Genomic DNA, 21,431 nt, shown 5'->3' on the forward strand with positions numbered 1-21,431 from the left:
ATAGAGAACAGGAAAACCCGCGAAATATTGCGGGTTTTTTCTTTTTGGCTAAATTAATGACAAGTTTGCGAAAAGAGTTTTCATAATCCTCCCATTTTCGGAAATGATAAGCGTAAATCCAGATTGGCGGAGATTGCTATGAAACAGTTATTCAAGAAAAAACTGATGAAAGATATAGAAAAAGAAGCTGCTAGACAGGATACAGAGGGGCAAAAGCCTGATCAATATCTGAATGATCATGAATGGGAAAACACATTCTTTAAGTCACACGATTACAAAAAGACTTTTTACGTGAACCAGAAGACGGGAAAGAAATTTTGTTTCTCCTTCATGTCAACATTAGTGGATGAAAGTCTTCTCCAGAATAATGCTCTTCCCTATCTGCTTGAAGGCGACTTTAAAAGCATTGAAGATGTCAAGAAGCTAGTGCCAATTGCGGATGTCCAGGTTTCTGACAAGAACTCGGATATTGAAAAAAAGCTCTTTAATGGATATGTATTGCTGACACTCGAAAATGAAGAAAAATATTTCGCTTTCGTTGCTGCCCAGAAAGAAATTGTAAGGACAGTCGCCCAGCCTGAGGTTGAATTCAGCGTAATCGGGCCAAAGGAATCCTTTGTGGAATCGATTGACCAGAATCTGAATCTCATTCGCAAAAGAGTGCCTGTCAAAGAGTTGATCATCGAAAAATACACAGTTGGTTCACTTTCAAAAAGCGGAATTGCCGTCCTATACATAGATGGCATAACCAATAAAGATAATGTCGATACTGTCGTACAGCGCATCAAGGAAGTTGAATTCGACGAAATCACGGACAGCTCCTATATCGTCCAGCTGATTTCAGATAACCAGAATTCTCCCTTTCCGCAATTGTTGGATACGGAAAGGCCTGACCGTGTGGCGGCAATCCTCGCTGAGGGAAAAATCGCCATCCTGGTTGACGGGTCGCCTCATGCGCTGATCGGTCCTACTACACTGGTCGAATTTTTCGGATCATTTGAAGACTATTTCCTTAATTATTTACTATCTTCTTTTTTCCGTTTGGTCCGTCTATTTGCCGTTGCATTCTCAATCCTAATCACACCCATTTATGTAGCAGCCCTGTCCTATCATTATGAATTGATCCCAAAGGATCTGTTAAGTACTTTGATTACATCAAGAAGAGAAATTCCGCTTCCTCCGATATTGGAAGCCTTGTTCCTTGAACTGACGATTGAGCTATTGCGTGAGGCTGGAGCCCGGCTGCCGACAAAGGTCGGCCAGACAATCGGTATCGTGGGAGGAATCGTAATCGGGACTGCCTCCGTTGAAGCAGGCTTGACGAGTAATGTCCTGCTGATCATTGTCGCATTGGCAGCGCTGGCGTCTTTCACAACACCAGTATACCGGATGGGCAATACAATCAGACTGTTGCGGTTCCCGTTCCTGTTCTTCGCTGAGCTTTGGGGAATGCTGGGAATCGTCGTTTCCTTCTCGTTCCTCCTGGCCCACTTGCTTCGACTTACATCATTGGGCAGGCCTTTCCTGGAGCCTTTGTACCCTCCAAGGATAACAGACTTCAAAGATGCGATCATCCGTTTGCCGTTTACAATGCAATACAACCGGCCACAATATTTGAGGACGGAAAACCCTGTCCGGTTCAGTGAAAAAAAAGCGAAGCAAAAGAAGGACATCGATGAATGAGCATTGGAGGTTTTGATGAATGCAGCAGCCAGTACCCGAAAGATTGCAAGTTTCACCATTTCTCGTTCTCTACTTAATCATGTCCATGCAGATTGGCATCGGAGTCCTTGGCTACCAGCGAATCATCGCGAAGGATGCTGGCTATGATGCATGGATATCGGTCCTTGCTGCTGGCCTGAGTATCCATATTATCATTTGGATGATTTATAAAATTTGCGGTACGGTTGAAGGGGATATTGTTGCTGCCAATGCCTTTGTTTTCGGTAAAAAAATCGGCAATGTCTTAAGTTCTGTTTTTATCTTCTACCTGCTAATTTTTGCTTTGGCTGTCTTAAGGACATTTATCGAAGTCATTCAGGTATGGATGTTCCCAGAGATCAGTACTTTCTGGTACAGCCTTGTCTTTTTGTTTCTGTCTGTTTATATCGTATTTGGCGGTTTTCGGACCGTCACAGGTATTGCTTTTTTCTGTATAGTCCTGCCGAGCTATCTGCTGCTGACATTCGGGTTCGCGCTCAAGTATGCAGAATTCAGGAATCTACTGCCAATTTTTGATCATTCTCTTAAAGAATTCGCTACTAGTGCATATAACATGTCACTTACCTATATCGGATTCGAAATACCCTTGTTTTTCTACCCTTTTATAAAAGATGCACCCAAGTCCCAGAAGTGGGCACATTTAGGGGTCTTTTTGACGACAATCATCTACACTGTCCTAGCAATTATTACTTTCACTTATTTTTCAGAAGCTCAGCTGGCCAAATCCATCTGGGCCACACTGGAAATGTGGAAGATTGTCAGCATGCCATTTGTAGAGCGTTTTGAATATATCGGTATTGCCAACTGGAACTTGATCATCCTGCCAAATATATGCATAGCACTTTGGGGAGGCAGCATGATTTTAAAGAGGGCATATAAACTGCGCCAAAAGAAAGGCGTTATAGTATTAGCGCTGATCTGTCTGGTTGCCGTTTCCTTTTTTGATACTCGTGCGAAAATCAATCTTTTAAATGATTGGACTGCAAAAATTGGCTTCGCTGTTACCTATATTTATATCCCGATTTTATTTATCGCCACTTTGATCGCCAAGAAGGTGAAGAATAAAAATGAGAATTAGAAGTTTTTTTTTGGTTTTAGCAGCAGTCATCACACTTTCAGGTTGTGTCGAAAAAGAAATCATTGATGATGTCAATATTGAGATGGGCGTTGGCTATGATTTAGTTGAGGATGACAAAATTGAAGGTACGGTCATGATTCCCATTTTCAATCCTGATAAAAAAATCGGCAATTTCACCTATTCCGCGACTGCCACGAGCAGCAGGGATCTCATACAGGAAATTCAGCGAAAATCGGCTCAGCCACTCGTAACTGGGTCATTGGAAATTGCTTTATTCGGAGAAGGCATTGCCAGAAAGGGAATTAGAGAGTTTACAGATGCATTCGAACGCGATGCAAGCATCGGTGCGAGGGTTTATTTTGCTGTCGCTGATGAGTCAGCAAAACGCATCTTATCAGGGACGTATGGCAACAGGGGAAACGCAGTCCATTTATCCCAGCTGATTGAGCACAATATGGAAACACGGAATATTCCAATTACAAACATGCACCTTTTTTTATTTGACCTCTATCAGGAAGGGAAAGACCCCTACCTTCCTATTTTAAAAAAGGTAGAGCCCGAAATTATTGATATAGTTGGGATTGCTTTATTTAAAGATGATAAGCTCATGAGCGAACTCCCGCCAGAAAAAATGTTCTTCTTTAAGCTGCTTACAGACAAGTTCAGCGAAGGGGCATTTAAACTGGATGTCGGTAAGGAGAAAGTGGTAATAAAAGATTTGGATTCAAAACATAAAATCAAACTGACGAAAAAGGATCCCTATAGCATTACCGTAGAAATCAAGATCAAAGGCCTGATTCGTGAATACACAGGACGTATTGTAACACCAGAGATTATTAAGAAGATCGAAAAAGAATTCGAAGATCAGGTCAACAAAGAAGCCAGCGCGATGATCAAGGATTTCCAGGAGCAGGGCATCGATCCCGTGGGATTTGGCCAGTTCATCAAAAGCAAAACAAGAGGCTTCGATTTTAAAAGATGGGAAGACGAATATAAGAATTTAACCGTCAATGTTCAAACCGATATGATTATAACTGAGGTAGGAATTGTTGAGTAGAACAAAAGAGGGTGTCCGATTTTTAGGACGCCCTCTTTCATTTTTAAGCAGTGGTCGAGAACATGTATTTCTTATAATGGTACCGTATCGAGAAAATCAAGCTTACAGCGAGCATATTTCCCATGAGCGAACTTCCGCCGTAGCTGATGAACGGGAGAGGAATACCCGTGATTGGCAACAGGCCAATGGTCATCCCGATATTCTGAAATACGTGGAAGGTGATCATGCTGATGACACCGACACAGATGTAAGTATAGAAATCGTTTTTCGTTTCCATGCCGATTTTTGTGATTTGATAAATCAGCAGGAAAAACAAGCTTACGATGATACTTGCACCGACGAAGCCGAACTCCTCGCCGATGATGCTGAATATGAAGTCAGTATGACTCTCTGGCAGGTACACTTCCCTTGTTCCATAGCCCTTCCCCACTGTTTCACCTGAACCGATGGCCAGCAGCGACCTCGTCAGCTGGAAGCCGGTTGTGCTCTGGTAATTATAAGGGTCAAGCCAGGAATAGATCCTCCCGAATTGATATTCCTTCACTCCGAGATATTTTTCAAGGATTTCAGGCTTCCAGATCACAAAATAGAATATGATCGAAATCAGAGTTAGGCCTGTCCCAAAAATTGGCACAAGCAGCTTCCAGGTGATACCGGAAATAAATATCATCCCAAGCATGATTGCAATATAAACAAGCGATGTACCAAGGTCAGGCTGCTGCATGACGAGCATGAGCGGCACCATCGTGACAATACCGATTTTGAGCAAAAGCCAAAAGTCCGATTGAATCGTTTTAAGCCGATATTTCTGATGGTGGTCGACAATCACCCTCGCAAGCGCCAGGATGATGAACACCTTCACTAACTCCGACGGCTGCAGGGTACCCATTGCCGGCACCCTGTACCAGCTTTTTGCTCCATTGATGACAGGAGCAATCGTTGAAGGTGCCACGATAAGTCCTGCCAGCAGGACCAACCCAAAGCCGTACGCGTACCAGCTCAATTTTTGCAGCTGGTCAGAATCGAGGGTAATGACCGCGGTTATGATGCCGGCGCCAATGACATACCAGATAATTTGCTTTATTAAAAAGTTTTCAGAGCCATACTGTCCCGTCGTCTGGGCACTGTAAATGGCAACGCAGCTTGAAAGAAATAATAGGATCAATATCGTAACCAGCCCATAGTCGAGCCGGGAATTCGTTTTTGGATTCGAAGTCATTTTTATTCCCCTTTTAAAATGAAGGCAGTTTCCAACTGGAATGAGCGCTAAGGAAGTTTTTTATAAGGCATACAAATCGAGTCTTAATTGAAGAACTGTTCAATACTTCATTATATTTTTTTCGACATTAAATCACAACTTCTGACTATGAAATGGTTATTATTACATATCTGAATATTTTTATTCAGGAAATTTGGCGCAGGTAAATGGATTGAGCTTCCTTTTCAATTGTTGTGCTGTTTATTTGCATTTCCCTTTTGTGGGAGCTGGTAAGCACTTTGTCTTTTACTATTATGTCGCCATGATGACGGACAGTTTCCCTGCTTTTTCCGGGAATTGTGTCCGTCATGACCTTGATGAAGGACATTTTCCCTGCTTTTCCAGGGATTGTGTCCGTCATGACCTTGATGACGGACAGTTTTTCTGCTTTTCCCGGGATTTGTGTCCGTCAACGTGTCCGCTGTAAATTTTGCGTGCATAGAGATGGGACATGTTTCATAGCTTTGTAAGGGACAAAGTCTTTGAAAAAGTGGGGATTCTGTATGCTTTCAAAAATTGAAGCTTTCTTTCTTGGGATTATCCAGGGGCTGACTGAGTTTTTGCCGATCAGCAGTACCGGACACCTTTATCTGGGCAGGAATTTATTCGGTCTTGAAGAGGCCGGCCTGCTGCTCGACACGATGCTTCACGTGGGTACGCTGCTTGCGGTGTTTGTGTTTTATAGATATGAATTCATCAAGATATTAAAAAATCCGTTTGGAAAGCTCACCTTCCTTCTTGTTATCGGTACGCTGCCGGCTGTCGTTGTCGGATTGCTGTTTGAGGATTATTTTGATGGAATTTCAAAGACAGGAGTCACGATTGGCTGGGAATTCCTGATTACCGGTACTTTGATGTGGTTTGCAGATTCGATCAAAAATGGCCGCAAAAAGATGGATGATATCAGCTATACGGATGCGCTGGTGATTGGCAGCTTCCAGGCGGCGGCAATTTTTCCGGCGATTTCCCGATCCGGCTTGACGATTGTCGCCGCGCTTTGGCGTAAGCTCGACCGTGAGACAGCGGCCTACTTCTCTTTCCTGCTTTCAACGCCTGCGATTCTGGGAGCGATTGTCCTGCAGGGAAAAGATCTTTTCAGCGGCGGAAGTGAGACTATTTCACTTCAGGCACTGGTGATCGGCATCATTTCAGCAGCGATTTTCGGTTATATTGCCGTGAAATGGATGATTGGCTATTTGAAAAATCATTCTTTGAAGCCTTTTGCTATTTATGTGTGGATAATGGGGCTTGTTGTTTTGTATTTTCAGTTCACAGGGCAGTTCTAAATTGGTTTATTGGCGATAATTTTATTTTATTGGCGGAGTTCACAATTTTATTGGCGATAATTTCGTTTTATTGGCGATTTCGACTACTTTATTGGCGAAAATTCAAATTTATTGGCGAATTGGAAATTCCGGTCGATTTTTTCCAGTTCCCGTTGGTAAAAAAATGCACACCATCACAAAAATGGTGTGCATTTTGCATTTTATCAGCAGCCGCCGTCTCCGCCCATCAGGACCAGACCTTCACGATACTCATCATATTCAAGTGCCATACCTTGAGTATAGTCAACGATATTTGATTCGATAGCGACCTGGATTTCATTGATTACTGTTACATGATCATCTTCTTCCGGCTCCTCCAGAGCCAGGCCAATCTGCGGGCCTCCTCAGCCAAAGCCGCCGAAATAGACGCGGATACCTGCTGCGTTGCGCTCAGCGAGGATTTCTTTTAAAATGTCGCGCGCTTTATCTGAAATCTGCATTCTCCCTGTTCCTTTCTACATCAATTCTGTCTAATGCTTAGTTTACCATGGTATCTATAAGAAATACACAATACTGCCCGGAGTATTTTGTGAAGGTTATATTTGGAAAAAAACGAGTATCTCCAGCTGTAATTGTGAACGATTTGTGATTAAAACATGACGAAACTAAACAAAACATGACAAAACCAAACAAAAAGTATATCCATCTACTAAATATTCTATTATATTTAGTTTAGGATGAAAAGGAGGGAAACTATTTGCAAATCTACACTCCAGATGAAATCGCTTCTATGTTAAAAATCTCCAAGAATACTGTCTATGAGATGATTAAGCGTGGTAATCTTGCAGCCTTTAAAGTCGGCAATAAAATGCGGATTGAAGAAAGCGAGTTTGAAAGATATAAAGCTAGCATGTCAGCAAATCCGATGAAAACTCAGGAATCAAAGACGGCAGCCCAGCATTCGTTACAGCTGGCAGGCAGCCATGATTTCCTGGTCGAACAGTTGGTTAAGTACATAGCGTCTGAAAGTACAGGAGTCTCCATCACTCCCTCCTACATCGGCAGCCTTGAAGGATTGATGATGCTTTACAGAGGCAGTGCCGATATCGCTGCGGTCCACTTGCTCGACCCTGCATCGCAGCAATACAATCTTCCCTTTATCCGCCAGCTGTTTGTCCATGAGCCGATTTCGGTGATGAGACTTGCTTCCAGGGAGCAGGGCTTGATCGTCGCAAAAGGCAATCCAAAGAACATCACCGGAGTCAAAGACCTGGCAAGAAGTGATGTCACGATCATCAATCGGCAAAAAGGTGCCGGAACGCGCTTCCTGCTCGATTCCTTCCTGGCCAGTGAAAAACTTGAGCCAGCAGCAGTGAAGGGTTATGAAAATGAAGAATGGACGCACCTTGGCGCGGGAGCCCATATCAGCAGAGGAACGGCAGATGCTGCCTTTGGAATCAGATGCGCAGCAAGCCAGCTTGGACTAGACTTCATCCCGCTCACGAAGGAACAGTTTGATCTAGTGTTCCGCTGGACACCTGGAAACAAAGAAGCTCTCCAGCATTTGACCGACCTGATCCAACTTACCAATTTCAAGGACAGCATTGCCGACCTTGATGGCTATGATGCTGAGGAGTTCGGAAAAATCATTTACGGAAACCACTTACCGGAGGCATAGGCATGAAATTCAAACAATTAATTCCACTTTTACTTGTACTAATGTTTGCTTTGGTAACAGGCTGTTCTGATTCAACGACAAAAGAAGCTAAAAATGACCCAGAAACGAAAAAAGAAAAAACTGATTTGATCCTTGCTACCACTACAAGCACACAGGACAGCGGGCTGCTTGATGTCCTGAAACCTGATTTTGAAGAAAAAAACAATTACAACCTTAAAATCATTGCTGTAGGCACAGGGCAAGCGCTTGAAATGGGAACCCGCCGCGAAGCGGATGTCCTTCTTGTTCACGCACCTGCTGCGGAAGAAGAGCTCGTGAAAAGCGGGGATGCCATCAACCGCCAGAAAGTCATGTATAATGACTTCATCATTGTCGGCCCTGCTGCAGATCCGGCAAAAGTAAAAGGTCTATCAGTAACTGATTCTTTGAAAAAAATCATTGAATCCAAAGCTTCATTTGTATCCCGCGGTGATGATTCCGGCACTCATAAAAAGGAACTTGAGCTATGGAAGAAGTCTTCGCTAGATCCGAAAAGCTTTGGTGAAACATACATTGAGGCTGGACAAGGGATGGGCGCAACTCTGCAAATTGCTTCAGAGAAACAGGGCTATACTTTGACAGACAGGGCTACCTACCTCGCACAGAAAAAGAACATGCCTGACACTGAAATTCTGGTGGAAGGCGATGAAAGTCTGCTGAATATTTATCACGTTATGCAAGTGAACGATGAAAAACATGATAAAGTAAATGCAGAAGGTGCAAAAGCATTTGTTGAGTACATGATTTCAGAGGATACAAAGCAGATCATCAAGGAGTTCGGTGTGGACGAATACGGCCAGCCATTATTCTTCCTTTTTGAATAACATGAAGATTCATTTACTAGACTAAATTCGATAGAAAGCCTGATTGCGCATGGAACTATTACTAGAAGGATTGAAAAAAGCGATAGAGATGATCTTATCGGGAGATCGGGAAATATTCGAGATTACTTTGCTTACACTGAGAGTCTCGATTACCGCCGTCTTGATCAGCACATTGATCGGCATTCCTGCTGGGATGTTCCTTGGACTTGCCCACTTTCCAGGCAGGAAGTTCATCCTTGCCCTCGTCAATATCGGCATGGGGCTCCCTCCTGTTGTCGCCGGTCTGTGGATCACTCTTTTCCTGTGGCGATCAGGCCCGCTTGGAGATCTTGCCTGGCTTTACACGCCGACAGCGATCATCATGGCTCAGATATTGGTGTCGCTGCCGATTGTTACAGCGTTGACAAGTACGGCATTCCAGCAGATCAATCCGAAGTTGATTTTGCAGGTGAAAGCACTTGGAGCGACGAAAATCCAGCTTTACTGGATCTTGATGAAAGAGGTAAAGCTAGCGATCCTTGCTGCCATCATCGCCGGGTTCGGACGGGTCATCGCTGAAGTCGGAGCTGCTATGATGGTCGGCGGCAATATCAGCGGAGAGACACGGATCCTGACGACCTCCATAGTCATGGAAGTATCAAAAGGGAACTTCGATATTGCCCTGGCACTTTCATTCATCCTGATGACTCTGGCCTTCATCATTACGTTTACCCTAACTTATTTACAGCAAAGGAAGCGGAGCTTATGACCCCACTGATTACTGTGAAAAACCTGGAAGTAAGAGCAGGCAGGAAAAGTCTGCTGTCCATCCCCCATTTTGAAGTTCAAGCGGGGGAAGTCCTTGGAATCATGGGTCCGAATGGTGCCGGAAAGAGTACTTTCATCAAAGCATTGTCGCTTCTGGAAAAGCCAGCTCAAGGAGCGATTTTGTTCAAAGGTCAGGATATCTCTCATGACTTGACTCTTGAGATGCGCAGGAAGTTCGCTGTCGCGATGCAGCAGCCGCTGCTTCTTGACACTACCGTTTTTCAAAACGTCGCAATCGGCTTGAAGCTAAGAAACCTTCCACGTACGGAAGTAAAACAGAAGGTTGCATACTGGCTCAATAAATTCCAGATCAGCCATCTCGCAAAAAAGCAGGCCGTCCATCTGTCCGGCGGCGAGGCTCAGCGTGTCAACCTTGCGAGGGCGATGGTGCTGGAACCCGAAGTCCTGTTTCTCGATGAACCCTTCTCTGCCCTTGACTTCCCCACGAAGGTGCAGCTATTGAAGGACATTAAGTCAATCATCGAGCAGACGAAAACGACTACGGTCTTTGTCAGCCACGATTTAATGGAACTGAAATACCTTGCCGGAACGCTGGCGATCCTGATGGATGGCGAGCTGAAACAGACCGGTCCCACAGAGGAAGTGTTGTCATCCCCTAACGCATCTGTTTCCACTTTTATAAATGACTGGAAAAGCATTCTCAATTAGTTGCAAACAGCATGGCATAAACGCCAAGCTGTTTTTTTTCGCTGAAATATCCTTTTCAATTGGCTTGTTGCCTAGTGTAAACGCCTTGATGTTTTTTATATAAAGGAAATCCCTCTCTTATGTCTAATTACTACTTTATAAAACCTTCAAAGGAGTCTGTACACAAATGGAAATGAATATGGATTTTACAACCCACAAACAAATGGCGATTGACTTGTTCAACCTGACCTGGGATTTGATCGAAAAACAGGATCGGACGAAAAATGATGATGATACCATGCTTTATGCGGCGATGGCTTCCCGCTACCATTGGGGCGTTGTCGGCACGCCTCTGAATTTCGCCCGCGGGGAATGGCAGATTTCAAGAGTGTATGCGATACTTGGGAGAAGCGAGTCCGCCCTCCATCATGCGAGGAAATCGGAGGAACTCTGTCTGGAACATGATCTTGGCGAATTTGACCTTGGTTTTGCTTATGAGGCGATTGCACGTGCATATGCCCTTTCAAGAGAAGCTGAAGACCAGGAACGATACATGAGTCTTGCTCTTGAAACTGCGGAAAAGGTTGAGATGGAAGCGAATAGAGACTGGCTTTTGAAGAATATCCATTCAGTCAGCACAGGGTTCATACCAGTGTGAAGCAACATTAAGAACTGTAAGTTTACATAAAGGAGAATTACAATGAACTACGCGATCGTAACCGGTGCATCAAAGGGACTTGGAGCATCAGCAGCACAACGATTTATCTCTGAAGGAATTCCTGTCATTACCGTATCCAGGAATGAAAACAGCACTTTGAAACAGGCTGCAGAGAGCGCTGGAATCAGCTATACACACTATAGCTGCGACCTTTCTTCTGCACAGCAGGTTCAAAGCGTCTTCGCACAAATCTGCGAGGAGGTTTTTGTAGATGCTGAAAATGTATATGTAATCAATAATGCCGGAGTGATTGAACCGATTGATGTAGCCGGAGAACTGGATGCTGCTTTAGTTCAGAGTAATATCCAGGTCAATCTGACGGCACCAATCCTGATCAGTAATTTATTTTTACAAATAGCAAAAAATACTGATACCAGTGTAGTCATCGCCAATGTAACCTCCGGGGCTGGCGAGCGGCCAATCCAGGGCTGGAGTATTTATTGCAGCACAAAGGCGGCTGTCAATATGTTCACGATGACTGCAGGCCTCGAACTCGAGAACAGCGGAAGCAGCAAGGTCATCGCCTTCAGCCCGGGTCTGATGGATACTGATATGCAGGTGACAATCCGTTCTTCATCGGAGGAGACATTCGCTGATGTGGATATTTTCAGGACCTACAAAGAAAGCGGCAGTCTCCGCAGTCCTGATACTGTTGCAGGGGCGCTTGTAAAACTAGTATTGGCTGAAAACCTGGAAAACGGGAAGATTTATAAGGTGAATGATCTGTTATGATCACTAAAAGCGAAGGAGCACTGCTTCTTCGCTTTTCTGCTCTGTTTCTGGATACTTTTTTAGTATGATGGTTCTAAGATTGATCATGGGAGTGGCATAAATGGATCGGATCTCTTTTAAAATCGGGACTGTTTTTTTCGTAACAATACTGCTGGTCGAAGGTGTTCTATTTTACTACCTTCACTCTTCTATCATCCATTCAAGGATTGATGAGGAGCTGGCTTCCCTGCAAACACGCGGCAATAATCACCGTGATATTCTGGAAACTTCCTATTCTGAGGAAACCATCCACCATATCACGACAATGGAATCGAGGACGGACACCCATGTAATTATCACTGATCAAACAGGTGTAATCGTTTCTTCTTCCGTACCGACTGATGACTCGATGCAGGACATCATAACAGAAACTCCAGAAGGTGTTCCGAGGGTTGGATTGATTTTAGAAGATGACTGGCAGGACAAGCAATATATAGCGTCAGTCAGCCCTTTGGAGAACAGCGGGGCCGTCTATATGTTCAAGAACACCGAACGGGTTCAGAGTTTGATAGCCAAACTGAACAAACACTTCTTGCTTGCCGGAATTCTGCTGCTGACCTCAATGGCCGTAATCACCCTTTTCCTATCAAGATTCATTACTAAGCCAGTCATTAAGATGAATGAAGCGACTTCAAAAATACGTCAGGGTGACTATTCTGTCACTTTGCCCCGAGGTGGCAACGATGAATTGGGCGAGCTTTCAGAGTCAATCCAGGTATTGGCTGATGACCTTAGCCACATGAAAAGGCAGCGCAATGAGTTCCTCGCGAGCATTTCCCATGAATTACGGACACCGCTCACCTATATAAAAGGATATGCAGAAATCGCTGGGAAAGCAGGAACAGCAACTGAGGACAGAAGTCACTATCTGCAAATTATCCATGAAGAGGCAACGAAGCTATCTGGTCTCGTTAAAGGGTTATTTGACCTTGCAAAAATGGATGAGAACACTTTTACCATCCAAAAAGAACGTATAGAACTCTGTGCATTCATGCGGAGAATTCACTCGAGGATGGCACCATCTTTTACCGAAAAAAATATGACGCTTAATTTCGCCTGTCACGGGGAAGTCTATATCGAGGCTGACCCGGTCCGCTTTGAACAAATTCTCATAAATTTGCTGGATAATGCCAGAAAGTATTCAGAAGAAGGAACTACGACCACAATGAAGGTTTTCAAAAAGAATGGAAATATCCATATCATCGTCATCGATGAAGGAAAAGGCATCCCTGCTGAAGACCAGGCGTGGGTTTTTGACCGCTTTTACAGGGTAGACAAATCCCGGTCAAAAGCTTTAGGTGGTTCAGGCCTCGGACTTGCGATCGTAAAGGAGCTTGTGGAAGCCCATGGGGGAAAAATAACGCTCAGCAGCAATCTTGGCAAGGGCACAACTTTCGAAATTATTATTTGATTGGTTTTAAAATCCCGAAACTTGGAATACATAACTAGAGGGGTGATGTCATTGAAACGAGTTAATTCGTTGGTGGAATTTGTTGAAGCTGTAAAAAAAGAACGCAATGGCAATAAAGTCTTGCTCAATCAGCATGAAACCTCACGCTCCGCTGTCACTTTGGGTGACGAAGACACAGAATCCGGCACAAGGCTGCATGTGAAGGCCGTGCTGAATGATTCCCTTTATTACTCAGAGGTATTTACAGATGACACACTGTATGAGGAAGCGAACGGGCTGATCCAGGAGTTGAAAGGTCTCACCGAGGTTGAGTTAGTGAGCGAGGAAGAGATTGACCGATTAGTTGAAAAATAGGTTTTAAAGGGCAGCTGTGAATGCAAGCTGTCCTTTTTTATTGAGTTAACTTAACCTCAGTTTAAAATGTTTTTACATATTGCCACCCTACTATCGGGAAAACTAGCTTAGTACTCACAATAAGGAGGGCTTACAATGACAAAAAAGTTCAATAAAGGCAGCAAAAATCAAAACTCCCCAAAGCTCGGTAACCAGATGGCCGAGTTTTCCGGTGAATTGACGAGCGGTGACAACAGCAAGGGAAACAAACACAACAAAGACCAGAGCGATAAAACCGATCGTCACCACTAAGCTTCTGGATTTGATAAAAGGAAAAGCCGGCAAACATTTGCCGGCTTTTAGTCCATTTCAGTCAGGATGGCTGTCTGGTTATTCAGATTTGCAGGGTCAATTCCGTTACTTTCGTTTTCATCATAAAACGCATTCTGGAGTTTCATGTTCGCTTCTGCTGTTTCCAGTTGTTCTTTTTCAGAGCCTGGATTGGCAGGCTTTGCGTTTGGATCAATGTTTACATACTTGTCCTTATCCATGTTGCATCCCTCCTGATGTTAGTATCAGCCTTGGACTTTACTTTTACCCGAATAATAGCTAAGGTGAACTTGAAAAATCAGGAATTACCTGCGGACAGAGGCTGCCATCCGGACATAAGTATGCCGTTTGCCGCGTACGACGATCGAATAGGCCATGATGTTCTCTGGTAAAGCAATGCCCGCTGCCCCGGCGTCACCGATATGAAAGAGGTCGGCCCCAGCCATCTTGCTGTTAAGGGCGATTTGTTTGATGGTTTGTTCATCCGCTCCCTCCTGGCTTGTACCTGTCGTCAGGATTGCGAGAGCTCCTTTTTGGTGGACGAGGTCAACCAGCTTTGCTGTCTTTTCGACCGTAAAACCTGGTACTGTACCTGGGGACGGAATCAGGATAATGTCAGCACTTGCATCGACAAAACTATGCAAGGTTTCCTCCGTCATCATCGAGCTTCCCGTCTCACCTGCCACCCCTGCGCCATGCATTTTGCCAGCAATGATCAATCCGTCTGGACCGAATGCTGTTCGGGCTTTTTTAATTGCTTTCGTGATCTCAGCATTCGTCACGCCTGTTTTAGGATTGCCCGTCAAGCAGACGAAATCGAAGCCAAGCTCCTTCGCTCTTCTTAGCGAAGCAGCCGTAGCAATCCTTCCTTCAGGCAGCTGTTGCAGCGCTTCAAGCTTGTCCGCCTCGAGGTCAACTGGCTCAAGGTTCAAGCCAACTGGACGGCCGACCAGCTTTTTTAATTGAATGATCACTTCAGACGGTTCTGTTTCTGGCAGACTTTCAATCGCAGGGTTCATCACGTCGAAAAAGTTAAGCAGAATCAGGTCCGCTCCGAATGCCGCAGCCAGTTCCGCATTAGTCACCGCAGGGTAATGCGGTGAAAATGCTCCAATCACCTCGGATAAAATCGTCCTTCCCTCCGAAGCAATAATCGTCTTTTTCAAATCCTGCCCCGTCATTTGTTCAAAATCAGATGCTGTGCAGTCCAGCAAACGCTTCATAAATAACCCTCCATTTATGTATAGGTTCTAGTTCACCAATTTCTCCATTTAGATAGCCTGTGAAAAAAGACCTGGCGGTGCATTGCCCGCCAAGTCTGTCTTTGCTATTTCCTCTTCATCTCATTGGACAAAAACTCTACATCCGTACCAACAATGACTTGAAGGTCTGTCTTATTAAGCTTCAACACGCCTTTTGCGCCGAGGCGTTTCAGTTCTGCTTCATTTACTTTTGCCATATCCTCTACTTTTAAACGAAGGCGGGTTACGCAGTTGTCCAGTTCCTTAAGATTGCCTTTGCCGCCTAATGCTGCAAGATAATGGTCTGCAAGTTCCGCGTAATTGCCTTTTGACGCTCCGCTTTCCGTGAACTCACCCTCAACTTCGTCTTCACGTCCTGGCGTCTTGAGGTCAAGCTTGATGATCAGGAAGTAGAAAATGACGAAATACAGCACTGCATAAACGAGGCCGACACCGAGCAGCAGCAATGGCTTTTGGGCAATCCCGTAGTTCAGCACATAGTCGATTGCACCTGCTGAGAATCCAAATCCATGGTGGATATCGAGCATGTAGGTAATCGACATTGCGAGACCAGTCAATACGGCATGAATCCCGTAAAGGACTGGAGACAAGAACATGAACAAGAATTCGATTGGTTCCGTAATCCCTGTCAGGAAGGATGTGAACGCTAAACCGATAAGCGCTCCCGCAGTAGCCTTCTTGCGTTCTTTTTTCGCCGCGGCAATCATCGCGAATGCTGCAGCTGGAAGGCCGAACATCATGACTGGGAAGAAACCGTTCATGAAAATACCGGCATCAGGGTCACCAGCGAAGAAGCGGTTCAGGTCACCTTTTACAATTTCCCCGGCTGCATTCGTGAATTCACCAAACTCAAACCAGACAAGTGTGTTCAGAACATGGTGAAGGCCCATTGGAATCAATAAACGGTTCAGGAAACCGAATACGCCAACTCCAACTGCACCTGCACCGACAATCCATTCACCGACATTGTTAATGCCTGTTTGGATTGGCGGCCAAACATAACCGAAAATACCGGCTAAAACGATCATCACTAGTGATGTAATAATCGGAACGAACCGTTTCCCGCCGAAGAAACCGAGCCAGTCCGGCAGCTTAATATCGTGAAAACGGTTGTAAAGCAGACCGGCGATTACCCCGGATAAAATCCCGCCAAGCACGGCCATATTGATGCTTTCATTGACAGCACCTGCACCCTTTGTCAAAACAAAATAGCCAATCGCACCAGCGAGACCAGCCGCTCCGTGCCCATCCTTAGAAATACCGACTGCTACACCGATCGCGAATAATAGTGCAAGATTGGCAAAAATCGCGTCACCTGCCGCAGAAATAAAAGCAATATCCAATAAGTCCGGCTGCCCAAGACGCAGCAATAACGCAGCTGCAGGTAAAACAGCGATTGGAAGCATCAAAGCCTTCCCGATTCTTTGTAGAAATCCTAGCACCTTCAACACCTCTTCCGTTTTAATTGTAAATGCTTACATTTCTCAGGGAACCTTGTAGAAATTTGTAAACACACACCCAGTTTAACACTTCGTTTCCCTAAAGAACATCCTAAAAAAATACTATTTTAAATATTTTGACTTCAGAAGATTCAGCGCTCCCTTCTTAAGTACGTCACCCTAAAATCGGACAGGGCTGATACATATAGCTTATTCGCTGGTTTTTATAAAATTCCATTATGGCTGGCTAGCAATTGAAGAAAGAACAAAAAGCGCAAGCGCCTCGTTCAGCCCCGACAAGCGCTGGAGGGCCGACCAGTGAAGTCGTTCTTTGATTTCATTGGGCGGACCGAAATCGAAAGGTATAGCCGACTGCTCAGAAACGCAGAAACTGGAGACTCCGACAAAGAAGCGCTTTTTGCTTCTGCCGGCGGAGTTGAAGTTTCGGAGTTTCTAGGAGGCGACACTAGACAAGCGACTCGAGGGGCTAGGCGCTGGAGCTGGATTAAGAAAACTACATTGAGTTATCCACAACTCAATACCTTTATAAATTCCTTAACCACAAAAAAAACCTGCATTCCTGCAGGCTCAATACTATCTTACAAAGCATTGACCTTTGAATTTCTTGAGCAGCGGTCCAACCGTGAATACTTGACGATCCCCATGACGGCTCCGGCTATCTCCACTACTTCGCCGTCGTTCATAACAGGCATGAGCGATATCGCATACGTATTTCCACCGATTTCGATTTCAAAAACAATCTTCTCATTATTTTTCCAGACACAATCATAATATCTTTCAATTCTCCCCGCCTTTTCCGGCAGGAATTCACCCAGGGTCCTGCCATTAATTTCGTTAGGAGTGAAGCCAAGATCATCGAGAAGCCCACCTCCGACAATGTGGTGGATGAAATCATTGCCCTGTTTTGACAGCTTGAAAATGATTCCATAATGGCTCTGGATCATCTCCTCCGTCTGCCGCCACATTTTTTCATGAGGATCTTTCAGAAAGCTATCGTCCGCAATCGTCGAGAAGTAAAACCCCCTCATGATAAAAAAGTAGCCAAGCGCCTTGTACAGATGACCGGTGAAATTGTCGATATCATAAACGCTCTGGTAAATAGTGAAAACGAGTTCAGACAAAAACAGAAACGTGAATGCCAGCGCTACATATAGATGCTGGCCCTTCTTGCCTTCATTGTAAAAGTAAAGTGAAATGACAATTGAGATGAAGTGCAGGAAACTGACACCGTATTCTATGAGATTTTTCAAGATGGTTGTCCCTTCACCTTCAATGACGAGCAGCGGAAGGCTCTGTTCATACCTGAAAATCACGAACATAATGACTCCGATGACTGCAGTGCAAACTGCCAGACAGATGCGCCTTGGATCCCGCTGCAGCTTCTGTTCGGGCAGGACGAGGACCAGCACGATCAATAATGACTCAATGCTCCGGGCCGAAACCCAGAACCATGTTGCCTTCGCGATGGAACTTTCAGTTATAAAAAAGGGCATTCCCTGGAATGTGAGTGTATGCAATAAATCGAGCATTCCGACAATGAAAAACAAAAGGCTCAGCATCAGGATTTTTCTGGACTGCGAGAAGCCGAACGCTTTCCAGCCATATGAGAAAATCGAAAAGGAAACGGCAATACTGAAAAATTCCAAAATCGTATGAATGGCAATATAATTTTCAGGGTTCAAATAGGACGAAAGGTCGGCATGATAGAGATGGATCACCATCAAAAGCATGACCGCAGCTACAATAAATACAAGAAACCTTCCCTCCGACATGCTCTTCTCCATTTTGCTCACCTGCTTAGGGAGTATATAGTTACCTATATTATAAGCACCATGCAGTACCCCTGCTCAGCTTACATTTATCCGTTTTGTGAATATTGACAATTCAGGAAAGATACACATATGGGTTTTGCTATTTTTCTTTTATTAGGTAAAGTGGTAGTTAGAAAGTTTATAAGGACGTGTAATAAATGAAAATAAATGATTTACTGCCTCGTTTTACCATGCCCGTCATGAGAGGTATTGCTCTAACTCTGGCGCTCGCGCTGGCTGCCCGGTTAATTGCCGGCCTTCCATTCTTTTCGATCATGGGCCAGCTTGTCATTGCCATCATGCTGGGAATGATCTGGCGGGCGTCTGTTGGAGTGAACGGCGGCCTTTTGGAAGGTGCTTCTTATTCCAGCAAAAAACTGCTTCGCCTTGGAATCATATTGCTTGGATTCAGGCTGAATCTGTATGATATTTACAATGCCGGTTCGACGGTATTTTTAATTGCATTCGCGAATCTGGCGTTTGCCCTTGTCGTCGTCTATGGATTGAGCCGCCTTTTTAAGGTGGAGAAAAGGCTTGGCATCCTGACTGCCTGCGGGACAGCGATTTGCGGAGCTGCAGCAGTTGTCGCCATCGCGCCAGTCATCAAGGCAAATGAAAAAGAAACCGCTGTTGGTGCAGCAAATGTTGCTGTGCTCGGAACGATTTTCACTATTCTTTATACCTTGATCTTCTCGTATCTTGACTTGAAAGCACTTGATTATGGTGTATTTGCGGGTGGCACCCTGCATGAAATCGCCCATGTCGTCGCTGCTGCCGACCCTGCTGGACAGGCTGCTCTAGACCTCGCCATTATCGTAAAATTGACCAGGGTAGCGCTGCTTGTTCCCGTTGCTATTTTAATAGGATTCCTTATCCAGAGGAAGGAAACTGGCGCCGCCGGACAAAAAATGACGCTGGCTAACTTGCCGATTCCCTGGTTCATCCTTGGATTCCTTGCGGTGAGTGCGTTCAATACGACAGGAGTTGTCAGCGAAGGCGCAGCTTCGGCTATCGTCAGCTTTGCCTACTTGTTAATCGGCATGGCGATGGCCGGACTCGGGCTGAATGTGGACTTCAAATCATTCAGGCAGATGGGCGGAAAGGCATTGTCAGCAGGACTTGCTGGTTCTGTGCTGCTATCGGTGTTTGGGTATTTGCTGGTTCGTATTTTTGTCTAGGGAATAGCGTAACAAAGTTCATTAAACATTAATTAATTGATGAGTTTTAGGAAGGTACAGGATTTCCCACCAAATTGGAAAAAGTAGTGATTTCCTTCTAAATCCTAGTGATAAGGTCTAAATATGGAGTGATTCCCTTCTAAATCGTAGTGATATGCTCTAAATACGGAGTGATTTCCTTTTAAATCGTAGTGATCAGCTCTAAATATGGAGTGATTTCATTCTAAATCGTAGTGATTTGCTCTAAAAATGGAGTGATTCCCTTCTAAAATCGTAGTAATGGCTGCGGTTTTGAAATAGACCCCTCCGAAACATCAAATAAAGCTGCCAATCGGCAGCTTTATTTATCTTATTCTATAAAAATCTTCCCAGGATTCAAAATCCCGTTCGGATCGAGGGTTTTCTTGATTGATTTCATGACTTCATAGGCAGCTCCGTGCTCGAGACGCTGGTATTTTGCCTTCCCTAGTCCGACACCGTGTTCGCCTGTGCAGGTGCCCCCGCGCTTCAGTGCGTAGTGGACGATTTCTTCATTAATCCGTCCGCCTTCTCTGACTTCCTCAGGATTTTCGCTGTCCATCAGCAGCAAAACGTGATAGTTGCCATCCCCTACATGGCCGACGATCGAGCCTTCAATCGAAGAAGCATCAATCAACTCACGGGTGTGGAGGATCGCGCCTGTCAATTCAGAAACCGGGACACTGACATCGGTCAGCATGATGCTTTTCTTGCCAGCTGTGTGCTTATAGGCATACAGCAGATTATGCCTTGCTTCCCAAAGCTGGTTGCGTGCTTTAGAGTCCGCCTCGAATTGGAAGTTCGTGCATCCGTGGTCCTGCAAAATTTCAGTGGCAAACTCTACATCCTGGGCCAGTCCTGCTTCGTTGCCGTGGAATTCCATGAACAGCGTCGTGCTTTCCTCGTAATCTGTTTCCATGTATTCATTTACTTTTTTCACCGACTCTGCATCGACGAACTCAATCCGGGCCACCGGAATGCCCCCAGCTAAAATGCCAACCACGGCGTCGACGGCATTTTTCACAGAAGGAAATACTGCACGAGCTGCGGTAATCGCCTCTGGGATGCCATATACTTTCAGCGTTAGTTCTGTGATGACACCAAGAGTTCCTTCCGAGCCTACAAACATGCCGTTCAGGTGGATCCCTGATGAAGACTTCGCGGCAAAGCTGCCGGTATGGATGATATCACCGTTCGCAAGCACCACTTCAAGGTCCCTGACCTGATCGCGCATGATGCCGTAGCGAACAGAGGTCGTGCCGCTCGCATTCGTTGCTGCCATCCCGCCAAGCGTCGCATCTGCACCTGGGTCAACGGTGAAAAACAAGCCATATTTCTTCAGCTCTTTATTCAGGACAGAACGCGTTACGCCAGGCTGGACTTTTACGAGAAAGTCACTTTCCTTCACTTCGACGATCGCATTCATCTGGGAAAGGTCAAGGGAAATCCCGCCATTTACTGGGATGACGTGTCCTTCCAGACTCGTTCCCAGACCGAATGGCACGACAGGAATTTTCCGCTCGTCCGCAAATTTTAGTACCTTGCTGACGTCCTCTTTATTCCGCGGGAATACAACGACATCCGGCAGGCGTGGCTCGTGATAGGACTCATCCCGGCCGTGAAGCTCCAAAATTGTTTCATTCACAGATACAAGCTCTTCACCTATAACACTCTTCAACTCATCTATGTAGCCTGCCAATTCAATCTCCCCTTCAATAAAAAAGTTATGAACCTGGATTTCTAGCAAATCAAAATCTTGCTTT

Annotated in this window: 20 protein-coding genes; 14 read left to right on the plus strand and 6 right to left on the minus strand. The window is 45.0% G+C overall.

Features of this window, described 5'->3' with window-relative positions; all coding sequences use genetic code 11:
* Window positions 1–138: 138 nt before the first annotated feature.
* Genes CD004_RS19385 through CD004_RS19395 form a run of 3 tightly spaced genes read left to right on the plus strand, consistent with a single transcriptional unit; the run spans window position 139 to window position 3,857 of the window.
* A complete protein-coding gene (locus CD004_RS19385) occupies window positions 139–1,683 on the plus strand; it encodes a spore germination protein (protein WP_233434892.1) in 1,545 nt (514 codons plus the stop codon).
* Between the two features lie 19 nt (window positions 1,684–1,702).
* Complete coding sequence (locus tag CD004_RS19390; protein ID WP_102264248.1) at window positions 1,703–2,800, plus strand: GerAB/ArcD/ProY family transporter; 1,098 nt, start codon at window positions 1,703–1,705, stop codon at window positions 2,798–2,800.
* Window positions 2,790–3,857: a Ger(x)C family spore germination protein gene (locus CD004_RS19395; protein WP_102264249.1), complete on the plus strand. Its 1,068-nt coding sequence runs from the start codon at window positions 2,790–2,792 to the stop codon at window positions 3,855–3,857. The genes CD004_RS19390 and CD004_RS19395 overlap by 11 nt, the downstream gene beginning before the upstream one ends.
* Before the next feature lie 43 nt (window positions 3,858–3,900).
* Here the strand turns inward: CD004_RS19395 and CD004_RS19400 are convergent, their stop codons facing one another.
* Window positions 3,901–5,076, minus strand: a complete 1,176-nt coding sequence (locus CD004_RS19400; RefSeq protein WP_102264250.1) for an FtsW/RodA/SpoVE family cell cycle protein — start codon at window positions 5,074–5,076, stop codon at window positions 3,901–3,903.
* A gap of 542 nt (window positions 5,077–5,618) precedes the next feature.
* Here CD004_RS19400 and CD004_RS19410 point away from each other — a divergent pair.
* The 10 genes from CD004_RS19410 to CD004_RS24140 all read left to right on the plus strand — a co-directional run bounded on the left by CD004_RS19410 (window position 5,619) and on the right by CD004_RS24140 (window position 13,921).
* Window positions 5,619–6,401 carry an undecaprenyl-diphosphate phosphatase gene (locus CD004_RS19410; RefSeq protein WP_102264252.1) on the plus strand — a complete coding sequence of 261 codons (783 nt, stop codon included), beginning with the start codon at window positions 5,619–5,621 and terminating at the stop codon, window positions 6,399–6,401.
* Window positions 6,402–7,137: 736 nt separating this feature from the next.
* Window positions 7,138–8,058, plus strand: a complete 921-nt coding sequence (locus CD004_RS19415) for a substrate-binding domain-containing protein (RefSeq protein WP_233434893.1) — start codon at window positions 7,138–7,140, stop codon at window positions 8,056–8,058.
* Window positions 8,059–8,060: 2 nt separating this feature from the next.
* On the plus strand, window positions 8,061–8,921 hold the full coding sequence (locus tag CD004_RS19420) for an ABC transporter substrate-binding protein (protein ID WP_102264253.1): 861 nt from the start codon (window positions 8,061–8,063) through the stop codon (window positions 8,919–8,921).
* A gap of 49 nt (window positions 8,922–8,970) precedes the next feature.
* Entirely contained in the window at window positions 8,971–9,669 is a 699-nt protein-coding gene (locus tag CD004_RS19425; RefSeq protein WP_102264254.1) for an ABC transporter permease, read from the plus strand.
* Window positions 9,666–10,397, plus strand: a complete 732-nt coding sequence (locus CD004_RS19430; protein ID WP_102264255.1) for an ABC transporter ATP-binding protein — start codon at window positions 9,666–9,668, stop codon at window positions 10,395–10,397. Before CD004_RS19425 ends, CD004_RS19430 begins: the two co-directional genes overlap by 4 nt.
* Window positions 10,398–10,563: 166 nt before the next feature.
* A complete protein-coding gene (locus tag CD004_RS19435; RefSeq protein WP_102264256.1) occupies window positions 10,564–11,034 on the plus strand; it encodes a hypothetical protein in 471 nt (156 codons plus the stop codon).
* A gap of 42 nt (window positions 11,035–11,076) precedes the next feature.
* The gene (locus CD004_RS19440; protein WP_102264257.1) at window positions 11,077–11,826 is read left to right on the plus strand and encodes a (S)-benzoin forming benzil reductase; all 750 of its coding nucleotides are present in this window, start codon (window positions 11,077–11,079) and stop codon (window positions 11,824–11,826) included.
* 100 nt (window positions 11,827–11,926) lie between these two features.
* Window positions 11,927–13,276 (plus strand): sensor histidine kinase, encoded by a 1,350-nt coding sequence (locus CD004_RS19445; RefSeq protein ID WP_102264258.1) that lies wholly within the window; start codon window positions 11,927–11,929, stop codon window positions 13,274–13,276.
* A 51-nt stretch (window positions 13,277–13,327) separates the two neighbouring features.
* Window positions 13,328–13,630, plus strand: coding sequence for a hypothetical protein (locus CD004_RS19450; RefSeq protein ID WP_102264259.1), 303 nt, complete (start codon window positions 13,328–13,330; stop codon window positions 13,628–13,630).
* Between the two features lie 135 nt (window positions 13,631–13,765).
* On the plus strand, window positions 13,766–13,921 hold the full coding sequence (locus CD004_RS24140; RefSeq protein WP_023626523.1) for a hypothetical protein: 156 nt from the start codon (window positions 13,766–13,768) through the stop codon (window positions 13,919–13,921).
* Between the two features lie 47 nt (window positions 13,922–13,968).
* Here the strand turns inward: CD004_RS24140 and CD004_RS19455 are convergent, their stop codons facing one another.
* From CD004_RS19455 to CD004_RS19470, 4 genes are all read right to left on the minus strand, one after another.
* Window positions 13,969–14,160, minus strand: coding sequence for a hypothetical protein (locus tag CD004_RS19455; protein ID WP_102264260.1), 192 nt, complete (start codon window positions 14,158–14,160; stop codon window positions 13,969–13,971).
* An 84-nt stretch (window positions 14,161–14,244) separates the two neighbouring features.
* Window positions 14,245–15,162 carry a DUF7916 family protein gene (locus tag CD004_RS19460; protein WP_102264261.1) on the minus strand — a complete coding sequence of 306 codons (918 nt, stop codon included), beginning with the start codon at window positions 15,160–15,162 and terminating at the stop codon, window positions 14,245–14,247.
* Between the two features lie 104 nt (window positions 15,163–15,266).
* A complete protein-coding gene (gene nagE / locus CD004_RS19465) occupies window positions 15,267–16,643 on the minus strand; it encodes an N-acetylglucosamine-specific PTS transporter subunit IIBC (protein WP_102264262.1) in 1,377 nt (458 codons plus the stop codon).
* Window positions 16,644–17,239: 596 nt separating this feature from the next.
* Window positions 17,240–18,445, minus strand: a complete 1,206-nt coding sequence (locus CD004_RS19470; protein WP_102264263.1) for an MASE3 domain-containing protein — start codon at window positions 18,443–18,445, stop codon at window positions 17,240–17,242.
* A gap of 185 nt (window positions 18,446–18,630) precedes the next feature.
* Here CD004_RS19470 and CD004_RS19475 point away from each other — a divergent pair, with 185 nt between their 5' ends.
* Window positions 18,631–19,650 (plus strand): YeiH family protein, encoded by a 1,020-nt coding sequence (locus tag CD004_RS19475; protein WP_102264264.1) that lies wholly within the window; start codon window positions 18,631–18,633, stop codon window positions 19,648–19,650.
* 349 nt (window positions 19,651–19,999) lie between these two features.
* Here CD004_RS19475 and CD004_RS19480 read toward each other — a convergent pair whose 3' ends face one another.
* On the minus strand, window positions 20,000–21,367 hold the full coding sequence (locus CD004_RS19480; RefSeq protein ID WP_102265180.1) for an FAD-binding oxidoreductase: 1,368 nt from the start codon (window positions 21,365–21,367) through the stop codon (window positions 20,000–20,002).
* Window positions 21,368–21,431: the final 64 nt, after the last annotated feature.

Origin of the sequence: Mesobacillus jeotgali (assembly GCF_002874535.1) — a bacterium.
GTDB lineage: Bacteria > Bacillota > Bacilli > Bacillales > Cytobacillaceae > Mesobacillus > Mesobacillus jeotgali.